General features: G+C 73.4%; 14 protein-coding genes. 7 read left to right on the top strand and 7 right to left on the bottom strand.

Going from position 1 to position 17,281, the window contains the following annotated elements; genetic code table 11:
- Positions 1-17 precede the first annotated feature (17 nt).
- The gene (locus tag ACI8AP_RS13165; RefSeq protein ID WP_456589800.1) at positions 18-797 is read left to right on the top strand and encodes a helix-turn-helix domain-containing protein; all 780 of its coding nucleotides are present in this window, start codon (positions 18-20) and stop codon (positions 795-797) included.
- A 3-nt stretch (positions 798-800) separates the two neighbouring features.
- Here the strand turns inward: ACI8AP_RS13165 and ACI8AP_RS13160 are convergent, their stop codons facing one another.
- The 3 genes from ACI8AP_RS13160 to ACI8AP_RS13150 all read right to left on the bottom strand — a co-directional run bounded on the left by ACI8AP_RS13160 (position 801) and on the right by ACI8AP_RS13150 (position 4,992).
- On the bottom strand, positions 801-932 hold the full coding sequence (locus ACI8AP_RS13160; protein WP_456589799.1) for a hypothetical protein: 132 nt from the start codon (positions 930-932) through the stop codon (positions 801-803).
- A gap of 101 nt (positions 933-1,033) precedes the next feature.
- Positions 1,034-2,923: a hydantoinase B/oxoprolinase family protein gene (locus tag ACI8AP_RS13155; protein WP_456589798.1), complete on the bottom strand. Its 1,890-nt coding sequence runs from the start codon at positions 2,921-2,923 to the stop codon at positions 1,034-1,036.
- Positions 2,920-4,992, bottom strand: a complete 2,073-nt coding sequence (locus ACI8AP_RS13150; protein ID WP_456589797.1) for a hydantoinase/oxoprolinase family protein — start codon at positions 4,990-4,992, stop codon at positions 2,920-2,922. Before ACI8AP_RS13150 ends, ACI8AP_RS13155 begins: the two co-directional genes overlap by 4 nt.
- Before the next feature lie 88 nt (positions 4,993-5,080).
- Here ACI8AP_RS13150 and ACI8AP_RS13145 point away from each other — a divergent pair, with 88 nt between their 5' ends.
- Positions 5,081-6,235 (top strand): glycerate kinase, encoded by a 1,155-nt coding sequence (locus ACI8AP_RS13145; RefSeq protein WP_456589796.1) that lies wholly within the window; start codon positions 5,081-5,083, stop codon positions 6,233-6,235.
- Positions 6,236-6,326: 91 nt separating this feature from the next.
- Positions 6,327-7,664: a pectate lyase family protein gene (locus ACI8AP_RS13140; protein WP_456589795.1), complete on the top strand. Its 1,338-nt coding sequence runs from the start codon at positions 6,327-6,329 to the stop codon at positions 7,662-7,664.
- 74 nt (positions 7,665-7,738) lie between these two features.
- Here ACI8AP_RS13140 and ACI8AP_RS13135 read toward each other — a convergent pair whose 3' ends face one another.
- From ACI8AP_RS13135 to ACI8AP_RS13120, 4 genes are read right to left on the bottom strand one after another with little or no spacing between them, the layout of a single operon-like run.
- Positions 7,739-8,827, bottom strand: coding sequence for a M24 family metallopeptidase (locus ACI8AP_RS13135; protein WP_456589794.1), 1,089 nt, complete (start codon positions 8,825-8,827; stop codon positions 7,739-7,741).
- 6 nt (positions 8,828-8,833) lie between these two features.
- A complete protein-coding gene (locus tag ACI8AP_RS13130) occupies positions 8,834-9,928 on the bottom strand; it encodes a LacI family DNA-binding transcriptional regulator (RefSeq protein ID WP_456589793.1) in 1,095 nt (364 codons plus the stop codon).
- Positions 9,925-10,836, bottom strand: coding sequence for a DUF6807 domain-containing protein (locus ACI8AP_RS13125; RefSeq protein ID WP_456589792.1), 912 nt, complete (start codon positions 10,834-10,836; stop codon positions 9,925-9,927). Before ACI8AP_RS13125 ends, ACI8AP_RS13130 begins: the two co-directional genes overlap by 4 nt.
- 2 nt (positions 10,837-10,838) lie before the next feature.
- Positions 10,839-12,026 carry a Gfo/Idh/MocA family protein gene (locus tag ACI8AP_RS13120; protein WP_456589791.1) on the bottom strand — a complete coding sequence of 396 codons (1,188 nt, stop codon included), beginning with the start codon at positions 12,024-12,026 and terminating at the stop codon, positions 10,839-10,841.
- Positions 12,027-12,424: 398 nt separating this feature from the next.
- Between ACI8AP_RS13120 and ACI8AP_RS13115 the strand changes: the two genes are divergently transcribed.
- The 4 genes from ACI8AP_RS13115 to ACI8AP_RS13100 all read left to right on the top strand — a co-directional run bounded on the left by ACI8AP_RS13115 (position 12,425) and on the right by ACI8AP_RS13100 (position 17,281).
- Positions 12,425-13,399, top strand: coding sequence for a carbohydrate ABC transporter permease (locus ACI8AP_RS13115; RefSeq protein WP_456589790.1), 975 nt, complete (start codon positions 12,425-12,427; stop codon positions 13,397-13,399).
- Positions 13,400-13,418: 19 nt separating this feature from the next.
- Positions 13,419-14,279: a carbohydrate ABC transporter permease gene (locus ACI8AP_RS13110; RefSeq protein WP_456589789.1), complete on the top strand. Its 861-nt coding sequence runs from the start codon at positions 13,419-13,421 to the stop codon at positions 14,277-14,279.
- A 44-nt stretch (positions 14,280-14,323) separates the two neighbouring features.
- Entirely contained in the window at positions 14,324-15,679 is a 1,356-nt protein-coding gene (locus ACI8AP_RS13105) for an ABC transporter substrate-binding protein (RefSeq protein WP_456589788.1), read from the top strand.
- A gap of 183 nt (positions 15,680-15,862) precedes the next feature.
- The gene (locus ACI8AP_RS13100) at positions 15,863-17,281 is read left to right on the top strand and encodes a Gfo/Idh/MocA family protein (protein WP_456589787.1); all 1,419 of its coding nucleotides are present in this window, start codon (positions 15,863-15,865) and stop codon (positions 17,279-17,281) included.

Below are 17,281 nucleotides of genomic sequence, written 5' to 3'. Positions count from 1 at the left end.
TCGCTAGCGTCGGCGGCGTGACCGGTGGAGTCGTGCAGGGCCGCCACGTCGGTGAGCTGCTGCGCACGTGGCGGCAGCGCCGCCGGCTCAGCCAGCTCGACCTCGCCGGCGCGGCGGGGGTCTCCTCCCGGCACCTGAGCTTCGTCGAGACCGGCCGCGCCCGGCCCAGCCGCGACATGGTGCTGCACCTGGCCGAGCAGCTCGAGATCCCGCTCGGTGCTCGAAACGAGCTCCTGGCGGCGGCCGGCTTCGCCCCCGCCTACCGCCGTCGGGATCTCGCGGATCCCGACATGGGCACGGTCCGCGCCGCGATCGACCTCGTGCTGGCCGCGTACGAGCCGTTCCCCGCGGTCGTCGTCGACCGGTCCTGGTGCCTCGTGGCGGCCAACCGGGCCGTCGCCGCGCTCACCGGGGGCGCTGCCCCGCACCTGCTGGAGCCGCCGGTCAACGTGCTGCGACTGAGCCTGCACCCCGACGGCCTGGCTCCGCGGATCCTGAACCTGCCGCAGTGGCGGCGGCACGTCCTGCACCGGCTGGGCCGCGAGGCGCACCTGAGCGGTGACCCGGGGCTGGCCGCGCTGCACCGGGAGCTTCTCGCGCTGCCCGGAGGCAGCGACCGCAGCGTCCCCGACGGCATCGCCGTCCCGCTGCGCCTCCGGGTGGGTCCGGAGGTGCTCAGCTTCCTGAGCACCGTCACGACGTTCGGCACCGCCGTCGACCTCACCGCCGCCGAGCTCAGCATCGAGGCCTTCCTGCCCGCCGACAGCCGCACCGCCGGCGCGCTGGGTGCGGGGTAGGGCTCAGTCGGCCCGGTTCTCGTCCGCCTTCTCGGCGTCGAGCTCGCGGGTGGCCATGCCGCCGTGGCCGCCCTCGTCGTACTGGCCGGGCCGCAGGTTGTTCGGCTGGTCGTCGTCCTCGCGCGGTTCGGTCATGCCCGGAGCCTGCCCCACCGGCGAGGACCGCGCAGGCAAAGGAAGCTATGCATGCGGAATCGGTCGCCGAACCACATGCATAGCTTCCTTCGCCTGGGCCTCTAGAGGAGGTCGAACTCGTTGAACGCCGCGCCGCCGGAGAGGGTGGCGTAGCCCGGGCCGCGGTCGAAGAACGGCTCCTCGCCCGTGCGGGCGGCCCGCATCGACGCGCGCAGCTCCTCGGTGGCGGCCGGGTCCGCCGTGCCGTCCTCGAGGACGACCACGCCGTAGTCCGCCCGCGCGCCCTCGACCGACACCTTGCGCCAGGCGATGTCCCGCAGCACCTCGTCGACCGGGCGGTCCAGCGGGTCCCCCCAGCCGCCGCCGCCGGTGGTCCGGATGCGCACCACCGTGCCGGCCTTGAGCGGCTCGGCGTCGGCCAGCGCATCGACCTCGTGCTCGTCGGGGCCGCCCGGGTCGACGGTGATCTGGAACGGCCGCCCGGCCTTGCCGCCCTTGACCCCCCAGCAGGCGAGGATCGAGCGGTCGGCGATCGACATGAAGTGCGCATCGCGTAGCACGCGGATGTGCTTCTCGTAGCCGCAGCCGCCGCGGTAGCGGCCCGGGCCACCCGAGTCCATCGCCAGGCCCAGCCGCTCCACCCGCAGCGGGAAGCGGCCCTCGGTGAACTCGGTGGGCAGGTTCCGGGAGTCCGGGACGACGTGGATCGTGTCCTCGCCGTCGGCGTAGTACCGCCCGCCCGAGCCGCCGCCCAGCACCTCCCGCATCAAGTACGGCTGCCCGTCGAAGTCCGTGCCGTAGACGCCGGTGTAGCGGATCGTCTCCTGGTCGGCCGGCATCCGGCCGCCGGTGGCCTTGGCCAGCACCCCGGCCAGGACGCCGAGCAGCCGCAGGATCACGAACGTCCGCGCGTTGGTGGGTGCGGGGAAGATCGGGGTGAGCAGCGTGCCCTTCTCCGGGAACCGCATCTCGATCAGCGGGACGACGCCCTCGTTGACGTCCAGCTGGGCCATGCGCTCGGGGCTCTCGGCCAGATTGCGCAGGATCGGCGCCAGCCACTTCTTGAGGAAGTTGCCGTCGGCGTAGTCACCGCAGTGGTTGATCGGGCCCTTGGCCTGCGGGCCGGTGCCGGTGAAGTCGATGACCAGCGGGGTCTCCTTGGTGGAGTCCATGGTCAGCGTGATCCGCTGGCGGTGCAGCTGCGGCTCCTCGACGCCGTCGTGCTCGGCGTAGTCCTCCCACACGTAGGTGCCGTCGGGGATCTGGCTGAGGATCTCCCGCCGGTAGACCTCCGTGGAGCTGTCGAGGATCGCGTCGAACGAGGCCTCCACCGCCGGCACCCCGTACCGGTCGAACAGCTCGCCCAGGCGCCGGGCACCGGCCAGGCAGGCCGAGCACTCGGCGTCGAGGTCGGCGGCGAGCGAGTCGGGCATCCGCGAGTTGCGGGTCATGATCTTCAGCGCGCTCTCGTTGGGCACGCCGCGGTCCCACAGCTTGATCGGGGGGACCATCAGGCCCTCCTCGTACACGCTGGTCGCCGCGCTCGGCATGGACCCGGGCACCGCGCCGCCGATGTCGTCGTGGTGGCCGAACGCCTGGATGAAGGCGACGACGCGCTCGGCGCCGTCCACGTGCGCGAACACGGGCACCGTCACGCAGAGGTCGGGCAGGTGGCCGATCCCGCCCTCGGAGGCGTAGACGTCGTTGTGGAAGTAGACGTCCCCGGGGTTCATCGTCTCGATCGGGTAGTCGCGCACCACGGGGTGCACGAGCGCCGAGTACGAGCGGCCGGTGAGCTTGCGCAGGTTCCGGTCGTGGATGCCGGCCCGGAAGTCGTGCGCATCCCGGATCATCGGCGAGCGGGAGGTCCGGCCGATGGAGGTCTCGACCTCCTTCTCGATCGCGGCCAGCGTGCCGGCGACGATCTCGACGAGGACGGGGTCGGCGTCGACCTTCGTGGCGTTCAGGGGACCGGTGGGGAACGTCGTCACTGGTCCGACTCCTTCGTGAGGATCAGGTTGCCGTAGCTGTCCACGGTGGCGGTGAAGCCCGGGTGCACCGGGACGGTGGAGCCGAACTCCTCGACGATCGCCGGGCCGCTGACCACGTCACCGGGGGCGAGGTCGGGGCGGTTGTACGTGGGCGTCTCCACCCAGTCGTCGAAGAAGACGGGACGCGAACCCGTGACGGCCCGGTCCGTCCCGCCGTTCCCGGGCGCCAGCTCGACCAGGTCGGGCCGGCGGATCGGGCCGATGCCGCTCACGCGGAGGTTGACCCACTCCACGGCCTGGCGCGGGTCGTCGGCGAAGTCGTAGCCGTAGAGCTGGCGGTGTGCGGCGTGGAACGCCTCGGCGACCTGCTCGGTGGCCGCCGCGTCCAGCTCGCCCTCGGCGACCGGCACGCGCACCTCGAACGCCTGGCCGACGTAGCGCAGGTCCGCCGTCCGCTGCATGCGCTGGGCGTCGCGGGCGAAGCCCTCGCCGTCCAGCGCCTCCTGCGCCTGGGCCTCGAGGTCGGCGTAGACCGCGCGCACCCGGGCCAGGTCGAGGTCGACGTGCTTGCTGATCACGGTCTGCACGTAGTCGTTGCGGACGTCGACGGTGAGCAGGCCGAACGCGCTGACGTTGCCCGGGTTCGGCGGCACCAGCGTGCGCGGCAGGTTGAGGATGTCCATGAGCCGGCACGCCAGCAGGGAGCCGGAGCCGCCGAAGGTGGTCAGCGTGAAGTCGCGGACGTCGAGGCCCTTGGCGACCGTCACCTGGCGCAGCGCGTTGGCCTGGTTCCACGCGGAGATCTCCAGGATCCCGGTCGCGGTGCGCTCCAGGGAGAGGTCCAGTTTCGCGCCGAGCTGCTCCAGCCCGGCCCGCGCCGCGTCGACCGACAGCGGGATCTCCCCGCCCAGCAGGTGCGGGGGGATCCGGCCCAGGACGACGTGCGCGTCGGTCACGGTCGGCTGGTCGCCGCCGTTCGGGTAGCAGATCGGGCCGGGGTCGGCGCCGGCCGACTTCGGGCCCACCTTGAGCGTGCCCTCGGGCGAGAGCCAGGCGATCGAGCCGCCGCCGGCGCCGACGGTGACGACGTCGATCATCGGGATCTTGCTGGGGTAGTCGCCGACCGAGCCCTCGGTGGTGAGCGCGGGCTCGCCGTCGATGACCACGGTGACGTCGGTGGAGGTGCCGCCGCCGTCGCAGGTGAGCACCCGGTCGAACCCGGCGGTGCCCGCGATCAGCGCGGCACCGAGCGCGCCGGCGGCGGGGCCGGAGAGCATCGTGGTGATCGGCTGGTGCACGACCTCCGCGGCCGACAGCACGCCGCCGTTGCTCTTCATCACGTAGAACGGCACGCCGGGCGCGATCTCGTCGAGCCGGGTGCGGATGTTGGTGACGTAGGCGCCCACCTTGGGCTTGACGGCGGCGTCGACCAGCGTGGTCACCGACCGCTCGTACTCGCGGTACTCGCGCAGCACCTGGGAGCTGATGCTCACCACGGCGTCCGGGTGCTCCTCGCGGAGCACCTCGAGCATGCGGCGCTCGTGCGCGTCGTCCGCGTAGGCGTGCAGGAAGCAGACCCCGATCGTCGAGATGCCGGCCTCGCGGAAGAACCGGGCCGCGGCGCGGGCGTCGTCCTCGTCGAAGGGGCGCACCTCGGCGCCGGTGTGGTCCAGCCGCCCGCGGACGGTGCGCACCAGATCGGCCGGGACGATGCGGGGCGGCTTGACCCAGAAGTAGCTGTTGCCGTAGCCGTCGGGCACCGACTGACGGGCGATCTCCAGCACCGACTCGTAGCCCTCGGTGGTGATGAAGCCCAGCCGGTCGAGCTTGCCCTCGAGCAGCTGGTTGGTCGCGACCGTCGTCCCGTGGCTGACGGCGGTGACCGCCTCGCCGGTCAGCCCCATGAGGTCGAGGACCTTGCGGACACCGGTGAGGAAGCCCTCGGCCGGGTCGGCGGGGGTGGAAGGGGTCTTGGTGGTGGTCGTCCGACCGGTCTCCTCGTCCACGGCGACGACGTCGGTGAACGTCCCGCCGGTGTCGATGCCGATGCGGACCCGGCGCGTACTCATGGGATGAAACCTTAGCGCTGAGATATCCATGGGGGAAGCGGTTCGTGGATCCCACCGCAGGGAAAGCGGTTGCCTTAGCCTTCGGTGCGTGACCCAGGTCTCGATCGTCGTCGCCCCCGACAAGTTCAAGGGCAGCCTGACCGCCGCCGCGGCGGCGGACGCCATGGCTGCCGGCTGCCGGGACGCGCTACCGGACTGCCGGGTCGTCGCCGTCCCGGTGGCCGACGGTGGCGACGGGACCGTCGACGTCCTGCGCCGGGCCGGGGCGCGGCTGGTCCGCCGCAGGGTCACCGGCCCGGTGGGCGGAGAGGTCGACGCGGACCTGGCGATCATCGGCGACACGGTCTACGTCGAGACGGCGCAGGCGTGCGGGCTGCGGCACGTGCCGCAGCCCGGACCGGCCACCGCCCGCACGGCGACGACGTACGGCGTGGGGCAGCTGATCACCGCGGGCCTGGACCTGGGCTACCGCAGGTTCGTGCTGGGGCTCGGCGGCAGCGCGACCACCGACGGCGGGGCCGGCATGGCCGTCGCCCTCGGCGCCCGGATGCTCGACGCGTCCGGGCGGGAGCTCCCCCCGGGAGGGGCGGCGCTGGCGGAGCTGGGAACCGTGGACACCGCCGGGCTCGACCACCGCCTGCGCGAGGTGGACGCCGTGCTCGCCTGCGACGTGGACAACCCGCTCACCGGTCCGGCAGGCGCTGCCGCGGTGTTCGCACCGCAGAAGGGGGCCGACCCGGCGACCGTGGCCGAGCTCGATGCCGCCCTGGCCGTCTACGGGGACCGGCTGGCGGCGATGCGCGGCGGCGATCTCGCCGCCCGGCCCGGCGCCGGCGCCGCCGGGGGGCTGGGCGTCGGCGGGATGGCGTTCCTCGGGGCCCGGGCGGCGTCGGGCATCGACCTGCTGCTGGAGCTGCTCGACCTCCCGGCCGTCGTCCGCGGGGCAGACCTGGTGCTCATCGGCGAAGGGCACCTGGACGAGCAGAGCCTGGCCGGCAAGGCGCCGCTGGGGGTCGCCCGCCTGGCCCGGCAGCACGGGGCGGACGTGGTGGCGGTCGCGGGTCAGGTGAGCGCCCCGCCCGACCTGCTGCGGGCCGCCGGAATCCGGGCGGCGCACGCCCTGGCGGCCCGGGCGGAGGGCGTGGACGACGCGCTCCGCCGGGCGGCAGAGCTGCTGCGCGCCACCACCGCCGCCGCGGTGGCGGAGTGGGCGGCGTCCCGATCCGGTGCCGCGCAGGGCTGACGCACGCCGCGCGGACGACCGTTGACACCGGGAAAGCGCTTTACCTAGTGTGGCGCACGCCACAGAAAGCGATTTCCCGAGGGAGTCCCGCATGCGTCCGTTCCATCGCGCGGTGGTCGCCGGAGCCGCCGGAGCACTGCTCGTCACACTCCTCCCGACCGGCGCGGCCTCCGCGCGCGGCGGCGATCTGGGCCGGGAGGCGCTCGGCCCGCAGGACGGCTGGGCCGCGGCCGAGGGCGGCACGACGGGGGGCCGGGCCGCGAGCGCCGACCACGTCTTCCACGTCGACACCTGGGAGGAGTTCCGCGCGGCGCTCGGGGGCGACGCCGCGCGCGGCGACACGACCCCGCGCATCGTCTACGTGCACGGGGTGCTCGACGCGAACCTGCGCACACCCGACGGCGCTGTCGACTGCGCCGCCTACGAGGTCGAGGGCTTCGACATGCAGGACTACATCGACGCCTACGCGCCGGAGGTGTGGGGGACCGAGACCGAGCCCGCCGGCCCGCTCGAGGACGCCCGGGCGGCGTCGGCAGCCGTGCAGAACGCCCAGATCCGCCAGTACGTCGGCTCGAACGTCACCATCGTGGGCGTCGGCCGGGACGCCGGGATCGTCGGGGCGGCGCTCACGGTCCGGGGCTCCGACAACGTGATCATCCGCAACCTGCGGCTGTCCGACGCCTACGACTGCTTCACCGCCTGGGACCCGACCGACGGCGACGCCGGGGCCTGGAACGCCGACTACGACAACCTGTGGATCGCCGAGTCCACCCACGTCTGGGTCGACCACAACACCTTCGACGACGGGCGCAACCCCCCGGAGTCGCTGCCCACCGTCCACGGCGCACGCTTCGAGGTGCACGACGGGCTGCTGGACATCACCAACGGCGCCGACCTGGTCACCGTCTCGTGGAACGAGTTCCTCGACCACGACAAGACCAACCTGATCGGCTCCTCGAACAGCCGGACCAGCGACCGCGGCACGCTCCGGGTCACCTTCCACCACAACCTCTGGCAGGACATCGGCCAGCGGGCACCGCGGGTGCGGTACGGCGACGTGCACGTCTACAACAACCTGTACGTCGTCACCAACCCCGAGTACTACAGCTACACGTGGGGGGTCGGGGTCGAGGCCGAGATCATCGCGGAGAACAACGCCTTCCTCCTGCACCCGGCGATCGACCGCGCCGACATCGTCGAGGACTGGCGCGGTGACCGGCTCACCGACGCCGGGCTCGCGGAGTCCGGCACCCTCGTCCGCGGGGGCGGGAACGGCCGGGTGAGCCTGGTCGAGGCCTACAACGCCGCCCACGACCCGGACATCCCGACCACGGTGAGCTGGACGCCGGCCTTCGTCGAGCGCCTCGACCCGACGTCCGCCGTGCCCGGGCTGGTGCGGGCCGGGGCCGGCAGCGGCGAGCTCCGCTGAGCGCCGTCCCGAGGTGAGGGCGCCGTCCCCCCGGCCATGCCGGGGGGACGGCGCCCTCGCGGGCTCCCGGGCGGTCAGCGCACGAGGACGTCGGGGCGCGGCAGCCCGAGCGCATCGGGCGTCTGCGGCCACACCCCGTCGGTGGTCAGCACCTCGAGGCCGTCGGGGCCCAGCAGCACCGTGTCCTCGGCCTTGACCCCGGGGGCCGACGGGTTCCAGGCGAACGCCTGGTGGAGGACCACCGGGACGCGGCTGCCGGGCGTGGCGACCGGGTCGCGCCCCCAGTAGCCCGTCGGCCCGCCCTGGTGGTGCCGGGTCCACTCGTCGGCGCGGAACCCGGCGGCGGCGTACGCGGCGATGCCGGCGGCCAGGGCGTCGCCCACCGTGCGGCCGGGGACCGTCGCGGCGAGGAAGGCCGTCTCGACCTCCCGGATGCGGGCGGCCGCGCCGGCGTCCTCCCGGCCCGGCCCGCCCAGGCGGACCCACCGGGTGGCGTTGGCGATCAGCCCGTGGCGCCGGGCGCAGACGACGAGCATCACCCGGTGGCCCAGCGGCCCGGCGGTGGGCAGCGCGTGGCGGAAGGGCAGCCGATCCTCCCCGGCGACCAGCACGACCACCGGATCGGCGCCCCGGGCGACGAGCTCGCCGGCGAGCAGCGCGGCCGCCTCCCGCTCGGGCATCCGCGGGTGCAGCCGCAACGCGGCCGTGGTGAGCGCCTCCGCGGCGTCCCGGCCCAGCGCCCGGTACCGCTCCCGCTCGGCCGGCAGCAGCGCCGCCCGGGCCGCCCGGAGCCCCTCGGCGGCCGCCGGCTCGTCCTCGTGCAGGACTCCCGGTGCGCCCGGCGCGAGCTCGGGCCCCAGCAGCGGGGCCCACCAGTCGGTCACCCGGACGTCGACCGCCGCGGGCAGCTCCTCGGCGCGGAGCCGGTCCACCTCGTTCCCGGGCACGATCACGGCGTCCCCGTCGGCGTCCACGACGACCGCGAGGACGCCGCGTTCCGCGGAGAGGCGGACGGCCGGCCGGGCGCCGTCGAGGTACCAGGCCAGCGCACCGACGCTGGTCAGCACGAGGCGCTCGCGCCCGGCGTCGCGGAGCAGGCGCAGGACCCGCTCGCGCTTGACGCCGCGATCGGCGGCCGACGGTGCGGCCGGGTCCGGGGACACGTCGCCTCAGCGCAGCCGGCGGGTGCTGTCGCGCAGCACCACCTCGGCGTGGACCTTCACGCTGCGCGGCTCGGCGTCCGGTTCGGCGTCGAGAGCGAGCTGGGCGGCCTGGACCCCCATCTCCTCCAGCGGGAGCCGCACCGAGGTGAGCGCCGGGACGACGTCGCGCAGGGTGGGGATGTCGTCGAAGCCGGCCAGCGAGACGTCACCGGGCACGTCGACACCCGCTTTCCGCAGACCCGAGAGCGCACCGAGCGCCATCACGTCGTTGACGGCGAAGATGCAGCTGGCCCGGAGCCCGTCCTCGACCAGCCGGGTGACCATCTCCTCGCCGCCCTCGTGCGTGAAGGCCCCGTGCAGCACCTGCATGTTCCCGGGGGGAACCCCCTCGTCGGCCAGCCCGTCGCGGAACCCGGCGACCCGGTCGCGGGACGCCAGCAGGCCCGTCGGCCCGGCGAGCACGGCGAACTCCCGGTGCCCGAGGCGGCACAGCTCCCGGGCCAGCTTCCGCGCGCCGGCGCGGTTCTGCGGCACGACCGCGTGCGTTCCCAGCCGGTTCTGGCTGATGACCGCGGCGCGGCCACCGGCGGCCGTGTAGCCGTCGAGCTCCTTGGCCAGCCGTTCGTTGTGGGCCCGGTCCGTGGTGCGGCTGCCGCAGATGATCAGCGCGCGCGAGCGGTGCGAGCGCATGGTGGCCACGAACTCCAGCTCGCGCTGGAGGTCGCTGTGCGTGCTGGCCAGCAGGACGACCAGCTCCCGCTCCTCGACGTGCCGCATGACACCCCGGGCGATGCTGGAGAAGTACGGGTCGAGGACGTCGTGGATGATCAGCCCGACGACGTTGCTCGCCCCGCGGGCCACGGCCTGCGCCTGTGCATTCGGCGTGTACTGCAGCTCGCGGGCGGCGGCCAGCACCCGTCCGCGGTGCGGCTCGCCCACCGAGCGGCTGCCGCTGAGCACCCGCGAGGCGGTGGCCAGCGAGACGCCGGCCTGGGCGGCGACCTCGGCGAGCAGGACCGGACCGGCCCGCCGGGCACCGTCGGGCCCGGCGGCGCCCGGACCCGGCTTGCGGCGGGCGGGTTCCTGCGGCGGGGTGGTCACGGCCCGTCCTCGGCGGCGGCGGTCAGCGCGCGGGTGATGCCGTCGGGCCCGGGCGTCCCGTCGGCGATCAGGGCGCGGAAGCTCCGGGTGGTCTCCTCGCCGGGGGCGAGCAGCACCGGCCGCTCGGCGGCCAGCTGCGAGCCCAGGCCCGGGTAGTCGGCGACCCGGACGAACCACGGGTCTGCCCGTGCCTGGTCATCGAGCCCGGCCAGCGCCACCGTCACAGGATCCGGACCGCCGGCGGAGTACGCCACCCAGGGCGCCACCGCGCCGTGCACGGCATCCTCCCCCTCGGCGTCCGCGGTGGCGACCCGCGCGTCCGGCGCGGTGGGCAGCCGCCAGAACAGCCCGCCGTACCCGGCCCCGGACCGCCCGTGGGTGGCCGGGCTGCCCAGCTGCAGCTGCGCACCCGTCGCGTTGCACAGGCGGGTGGAGAGGTCGAGGGTCCACCCGCCCGGCAGGTCGGCCGCGCGTGCCCGGAGGGTGCGCTCCTCGGTGAGCAGGACCTCGCCGCGGGGCCCGCGCCACTCGAGGGTCTCGGTGAACCCCGTGGCGTCCCGGGAGCGCCAGCCGGTGTGTACCTGCCGGCCGTGGTCGGCCCGCCACGTGTACCCCTCCCCGGCCAGGTACGTCCGACCGCCCCAGATGTTGGCCCCCCCGACGTCCTGCAGGGTCACCGAGACGCCCAGGTGCCACCGGTGGTCCTCGGGCTGGGCGTCGGTCACCGGGCGGCCGGACAACGTGGTCACCGGGTGCAGGAACGGCCGGGGGGCCAGGACCGCCGGCAGGTCGGCGCCGTCGCAGTAGGTGGCGACGACGACGTCGCCGACCCGAAGCGTGGCGAGCGTCCTGCCCGCCGGCACCGGGTGCTCCGGGACGTGGCCCTGGTGGACCCCCTTGAGCGCCATCGTCAGGCTCCCGCCGCGCCGGTCGGCAGACCGGTGCGCGTGCCGGGCCGGGCCCACGGCGCGTCGAGCTCGGAGAACAGCCGCAGCTGCTCGGCGGCGTCGTCGACCAGTTGGTCGATCCCGGGCACGACCTGGTGGCGGGCCGGGCCCGCGCCCTCGCTCCGCCGGTGGTGGGCCGGGATCTCGATCGGGTCCGGCGCGCAGCGGACCGCCTCGACGATGCGCATGAAGGAGTGGGTCTGCGCCGGCGGCACGAGGAGCGGAACGCTGCGGTCGGCGATGTGCGCCAGCAGGTTCTCCAGCAGGTCGGTGCTCGGGTGCGTCGTCGTCTCGTCCACCTCGCCGGCCTGCAGCCGCACCGTGCCGGTCTTGTAGGACAGCGTGATCCGGCCGGCCGAGCCGTGGACCACCAGTTGGGGGTCGCGGGGGCGCTCGGCGGCCAGCGTGGCCGCGATGACGATGGTCACGCCGTCGGCGGTCCGCACCCGCAGGCAGGAGGTGTCGTCGGCCTCGATCGGGTTCGCCCGGTAGAGCTCCACCTCGATGGCGGCCAGCGAGCCGGGGCCGGTCGCCCCGGTGAGCGCCAGCGCGGTGGCGACGGCGTGGGCGAACGGGTTGGTCAGGGCGCCGTCCACCACCGGGACCCCGTCGACGGTGCGCCGGCCGGCCCAGGGGGCCCGGTCGTAGTAGGAGGCGTCCCGGACCCAGGCGCAGGCGCCGCCCACGCCCCGGAGCGAGCCGATCGCCCCCTCGGCCACGAGCGAGCGCACCCGCCCGATGGCCGCCGAGCCCAGGCTCTGGAAACCGACCTGGCAGGCCATGCCGGTCGCCTCGATGCCGGCGACCAGGCGCTCGAAGTCCGCCATGGTGGGCGCCGGCGGCTTCTCCAGCAGCACGTGGCTGCCGGCCCTGGCCGCGGTCAGCGACAGGTCCGTGTGGGTGTGGATCGGGGTGCAGATGATCGTGACGTCGGGGGCCACGCGGGTGAGCAGGTCATCCAGGGCCGGGGACACCGGCACGTCACCGGCCAGCTCGGCCAGCTCGTCGTCGAGCGGCCGGGGGTCGCAGATCCCGACCAGCCGGATCCCGCTGGAGGCGCTCAGGCGACGGAGGTTCTGCAGGTGCCAGCGCCCGTGGCCGTGGGCTCCGACGAGGACCACGCGGCCGGCCGGCCCGGACGTCTCCGACACCGTTCCCCCGTTCCACCCAGTGCGGTCGCCCGGTGGGCCGCAGCGCTGCCGAGCGTAGCGACGGTCACCTGCGCTGGAAAGGGGTTGCCGACGACGCGCCCCCATGGCTGCGGCCCCCCGGCTCCTTGTGGAGACAAATACGCAGGTCAGCGCGGTGCGGGAAGCGCGCGCGGTGATCTGCGCCGGATCGACCCATTGACATGGTTTCGGCGGTTCGTTAGAAAGCGCTTGCCACACTGTGACTCACCGCACAGCTCCTCGCGGGGGGTGCAGCCGCCGGCTCGTGGCGGAAGCAGGTCGTCGCGGAAGGCTCTAGAAAGCGCTTACCAAGTGTGATGCACTGCACTCCGTCCACCGGGCGAACCCGTCCGCCGAGCTCTGCAGAGAGGTGAGAGCCCGTGTCGTCCACGCTCGACGTCTCGTCGCGTGCACGCCCGCACGACGAGGCTCCCCCCGGGGGGCGCAACGCGTCGTCGCCCGGAAAGCGGCGGCGCAGCAGGCAGTCCGGCCGGCTGGTGCCCTACCTGTTCCTCGCACCGTGGTTCGCCGGCCTGCTGTTCATCACCGCCGGCCCCATCCTGGCGTCGGCCTACCTGTCCTTCACCGACTACAGCCTCATCGGCTCGCCGGAGTGGGTCGGGCTGGCCAACTTCGAGCGGATGTTCGACGACCCGCGCTTCTACCAGTCGCTCAAGGTCACGTTCACCTACGTCGTCGTCTCGGTGCCGCTGCAGCTGGCGTTCGCGCTGTTCCTGGCGATGATCCTCGACCGCGGCCTGCGCGGCCTCGCGCTGTACCGGTCCATCTACTACCTGCCGTCGCTGATCGGCGGGAGCGTCGCGATCGCCATCCTGTGGCGGCAGATCTTCGGCTCCGACGGCCTGCTCAACCAGGTGCTCCGGTTCGTCGGGTTCGACAACCCGCCCGGCTGGGTCTCCGACCCCGACTACGCCCTCGGCACGCTGATCGTCCTGAACGTCTGGACGTTCGGTGCCCCGATGGTCATCTTCCTGGCCGGCCTGCGGCAGATCCCGACGATGTACTACGAGGCGGCGTCCCTGGACGGCGCGGGGAAGGTCCGGCAGTTCTTCCAGGTCACCCTGCCGCTGCTCTCGCCGATCATCTTCTTCAACCTCGTGCTGCAGACGATCAACGCGTTCCAGACCTTCACGCAGGCGTTCATCGTCAGCGGCGGCACCGGTGGCCCGGCCGACTCGACGCTGTTCTACACGCTCTACCTCTACCAGCGCGGCTTCGGGAACTTCGACATGGGCTACGCGTCCGCGCTCGCCTGGTTCCTCCTGCTCATCGTCGGTGGGCTGACCGCGATCAACTTCCTCGCATCGAAGTACTGGGTGTTCTATGGCGACTGACCTGACCGTGGCCCCCCCTGTGGCTGCCACGGAGAAGCTGCCCGACCGTCGGAAGAAGCAGCGGCCGCGCTGGCTGGCGCACACCGTCCTCATCCTGGGCGCGCTGCTCATGCTCTACCCGCTGCTGTGGATGCTCTCGAGCTCGTTCAAGTTCACCGAGGACATCTTCAGCCAGACGGGGCTGATCCCCGAGCGCGTCACCGCGCAGAACTACCCCGAGGGCTGGACGGCGCTGCCCCGGGACTTCGGCCACTACATCTGGAACTCGCTGATCATCGTCGCCGGTTCGATCATCGGGAACCTGCTGGCCTGCTCCCTGGCGGCCTACGCGTTCGCCCGGCTCGACTTCCGGTTCAAGAAGGTCTGGTTCGCGATCATGCTCGGCACGATGATGCTGCCGATCCACGTGGTGATCGTCCCGCAGTACATCCTCTTCTCCGAGCTGGACTGGATCAACACGTTCTGGCCGTTGATCGTGCCGAAGCTGCTGGCCACCGACGGCTTCTTCATCTTCCTGATGGTGCAGTTCATCCGGGGCATCCCGACCGAGCTGGACGAGGCCGCGCGGATCGACGGCTGCGGCCACTGGGCGATCTTCTGGCGGATCGTGATCCCGCTGTCGGTGCCGGCCCTGGCGACCACGGCGATCTTCACCTTCATCTGGACCTGGAACGACTTCTTCAGCCAGCTGATCTTCCTGACCGACCCCGAGATGTACACGGTCCCGGTCGCCCTGCGGACGTTCGTCGACGCGACGAGCCAGACGCCGTGGGGCCCTGTCTTCGCCATGTCGATCGTCGCCCTGGCGCCGGTCTTCGGCTTCTTCCTCGCGGGCCAGCGCTATCTCGTCCGAGGCATCGCCACCACGGGGCTCAAGTGACACCCCCCAGCACACGTGACAGCACTTACAAGGAGGTAAGGAACGTGCACACGATCCAGAGATTCGGGATGCGGGCGTCCTGGCCCACCCGCCTCGGCGTGACCGGCGGCGTCCTCGGGCTGCTGCTGACCACCGCTGCGTGCGGTGGCGACGGCGGCGGCGCGGCCGCTGACGGCGGCACCACCCGCGAGGACGGGCCGGTCACGATGCGGATGTCGTGGTGGGGGAGCGACACCCGGCACGCCGCCACGCAGGAGCTGATCGACCTCTACGAGTCGCAGAACGAAGGCGTCACCATCGAGGGCGACTTCACCGGGTTCGCCGACTACTGGGACAGGCTGGCCACCAACACCGCCGGCGGCCAGGCGCCCTGCGTCATGCAGCAGGACACCCGGTACGTGCGTGAGTACGCCGACCGCAACGCACTGCTGGACCTGACGCCGTACATCGAGGACGGCACGATCGACACCGGCAACCTCGACGAGAACGTCGCCGAGACCGGCATGGTGGACGACGCCACCTACGCGATCCCCACCGGTGTGAACGCCTTCTCCGTGGTCGTGGACCCGCAGGCCTACGCCACCGCCGGGGTGGAGATCCCCGACGGCGAGTCCTGGACGTGGGAGGAGATGGTCGAGACCGCCGCCCAGGTCACGGAGGCGACGGGCGGTCAGGTGTACGGCATGCAGGCCATGGGCCTCAACGGCGGCGACACCAACTTCGAGATCTACGCGCGTGAGCAGGGCGAGGCGCTGTTCGACGAGAACGGCGAGATCGGCTTCACCGCCGAGACGCTGGCCGAGTGGTGGAACATCGAGAAGCAGGCGTCGGAGTCCGGCGCCGAGCCACCGCCCTCCACCACGGTCGAGGTCTTCAACGGCGGGGTCGACCAGGCGCTGGTCGCCACCGGCCGCGGGGCCTCCGGGTTCTGGTGGACCAACGAGCTGCCGGCGCTGACCGCCGGAGCCGGCCGCGAGCTCCAGCTGATGCGGTTCCCCACCGAGGCGGGGGACGGCGAGACGGGGATGTACCTCAAGCCGGCCATGTTCTGGGCGATCAGCAGCGACTGCGAGAGCCCGCAGGAGGCCGCGATGTTCCTCGACTGGCTGATCAACTCCGAGGAGGCGGTCGAGATCATCAAGGCCGACCGCGGGCTGCCGGTGAACACCGAGCTGCGCGAGCAGATCGCTCCGTCCCTGGACGCGCCGGGCCAGGCCGCCATCGCGTTCGTCGAGGAGATCACCCCCGACCTGCAGGAGCCGCCGGCGCTGCCCCCGCAGGGCGCGGGTGAGGTGCAGGCGATCCTGCAGCGCTACACCGAGCAGATCCTGTTCGACCAGATCTCGGTGGAGGACGCCGCCGAGCGGTTCATGTCCGAGGTCGAGGCGGCGATCGCCTGATCACCGGCCGGGGGGGGGGGGGGGGGGGGGGGGGGGCGGGGCCCCCCCCCCCCCCCCCCCCCCCCCCCCCCCCCCCCCCCCCCCCCCCCCGCCCCCCCCCCCCCCCACCACCACACCCCCCGCCCCCCCCCCCCCCCCCCCCACCGCCCCCCGCGCCACCCGTCCGACCACCGAGAGGGAGACGTGACCTCCACCGACTCGTCCGCGCCCCCGGCGCCGCGCAGGTACGCGATCGTCGGCACCGGCCACCGCGCGGAGATGTACGTCGCGGCGCTGCTGGGCAGCCACGCCGACGTGGGCCGGCTGGTCGCCCTCTGCGACCCCAACCGCGTCCGCATGGCCTACTACCAGCGCCAGTACGCCGCGGCCCACCCCGGCGCGGCGCCCCTGCCGGCGTACGCGCCGCAGGACTTCGACTCGATGCTCGAGGCCGAGCGCCCGGACACCGTCATCGTCGCCAGCGTCGACCACACGCACGCGGAGTACGTCTCCCGCGCGCTGCGCGCCGGGCACGACGTCATCTGCGAGAAGCCGCTCACCACCGACGCCGCGGGCTGCGCCACGATCGTGGACGCGGTCGCCGACAGCGGGCGCGACCTGGTCGTCACCTTCAACTACCGCTACTCGCCGCGGAACGCCGCCGTCCGCCGGCTCGTCGCCGAGGGCGCGATCGGCGCGGTCACCTCGGTGCACTTCGAGTGGGTGCTGGACTCCGTCCACGGCGCCGACTACTTCCGCCGCTGGCACCGGGACAAGTCGCTGTCCGGCGGCCTGTTCGTGCACAAGGCCACGCACCACTTCGACCTGGTCAACTGGTGGGTCGACGCGGTTCCCGAGACCGTCTTCGCCCTCGGCGACCTGCGCTTCTACGGCGACGCCAACGCGAAGGAGCGGGGCCTGGGCGAACGTCCGGCGCGCAGCCACGGCGCCCCGGACGCCGGCCGCGACCCGTTCGCCCTCGACCTGGCCGGGAACGACCGGCTGCGCGCGCTCTACCTCGACGCCGAGGCCGAGGACGGTTACGTCCGCGACCAGGACGTGTTCTCCCCGGGCATCACCATCGAGGACAACATGGCGCTGCTGCTCGGCTACGGCGGCGGCCCGATGCTCAGCTACTCGCTCAACGCCCACGGCCCGTGGGAGGGCTACCGGGTGAGCATCAACGGCACCGAGGGCCGGATCGAGCTGTCGGTGGTCGAGCGGGCGGCGGTGATCGCCGCCGACGACGTCATCGGCGGGTTCGGCGTGGCCGTCGACCCCAGCGCCACCCCCGAGGCGGCCCCGGCGTCCTCCGGTGCCCGCACCGAGGGCACCGAGCTGCTGCTGCAGCGCCGCTGGGAGACCGCCCAGCGGATCCAGGTGCCGGAGGGGCCCGGCGCGCACGGTGGCGGCGACGCCCTCCTCCTCGACGACCTGTTCCGCCCCGGCACCCGACCCGACCCGCTCGGCCAGGCGGCCGGCTGGCTCGACGGCGTCCGCAGCGTCCTCGTCGGCGCGGCCGCCAACCGGTCCCTGACCACCGGCCAGGTCGTGCACCTGGCCGACTTCGGCATCCCGCTGCGGCCCGAGGTCGCAGCCGCTCCCGCCGGGAGCACCCGATGA

Source organism: Blastococcus sp. SYSU DS1021 (genome assembly GCF_054050995.1).
Note: the sequence above shows the minus strand (reverse complement) of the source record. Positions and strands in the feature narration are given on the sequence as shown.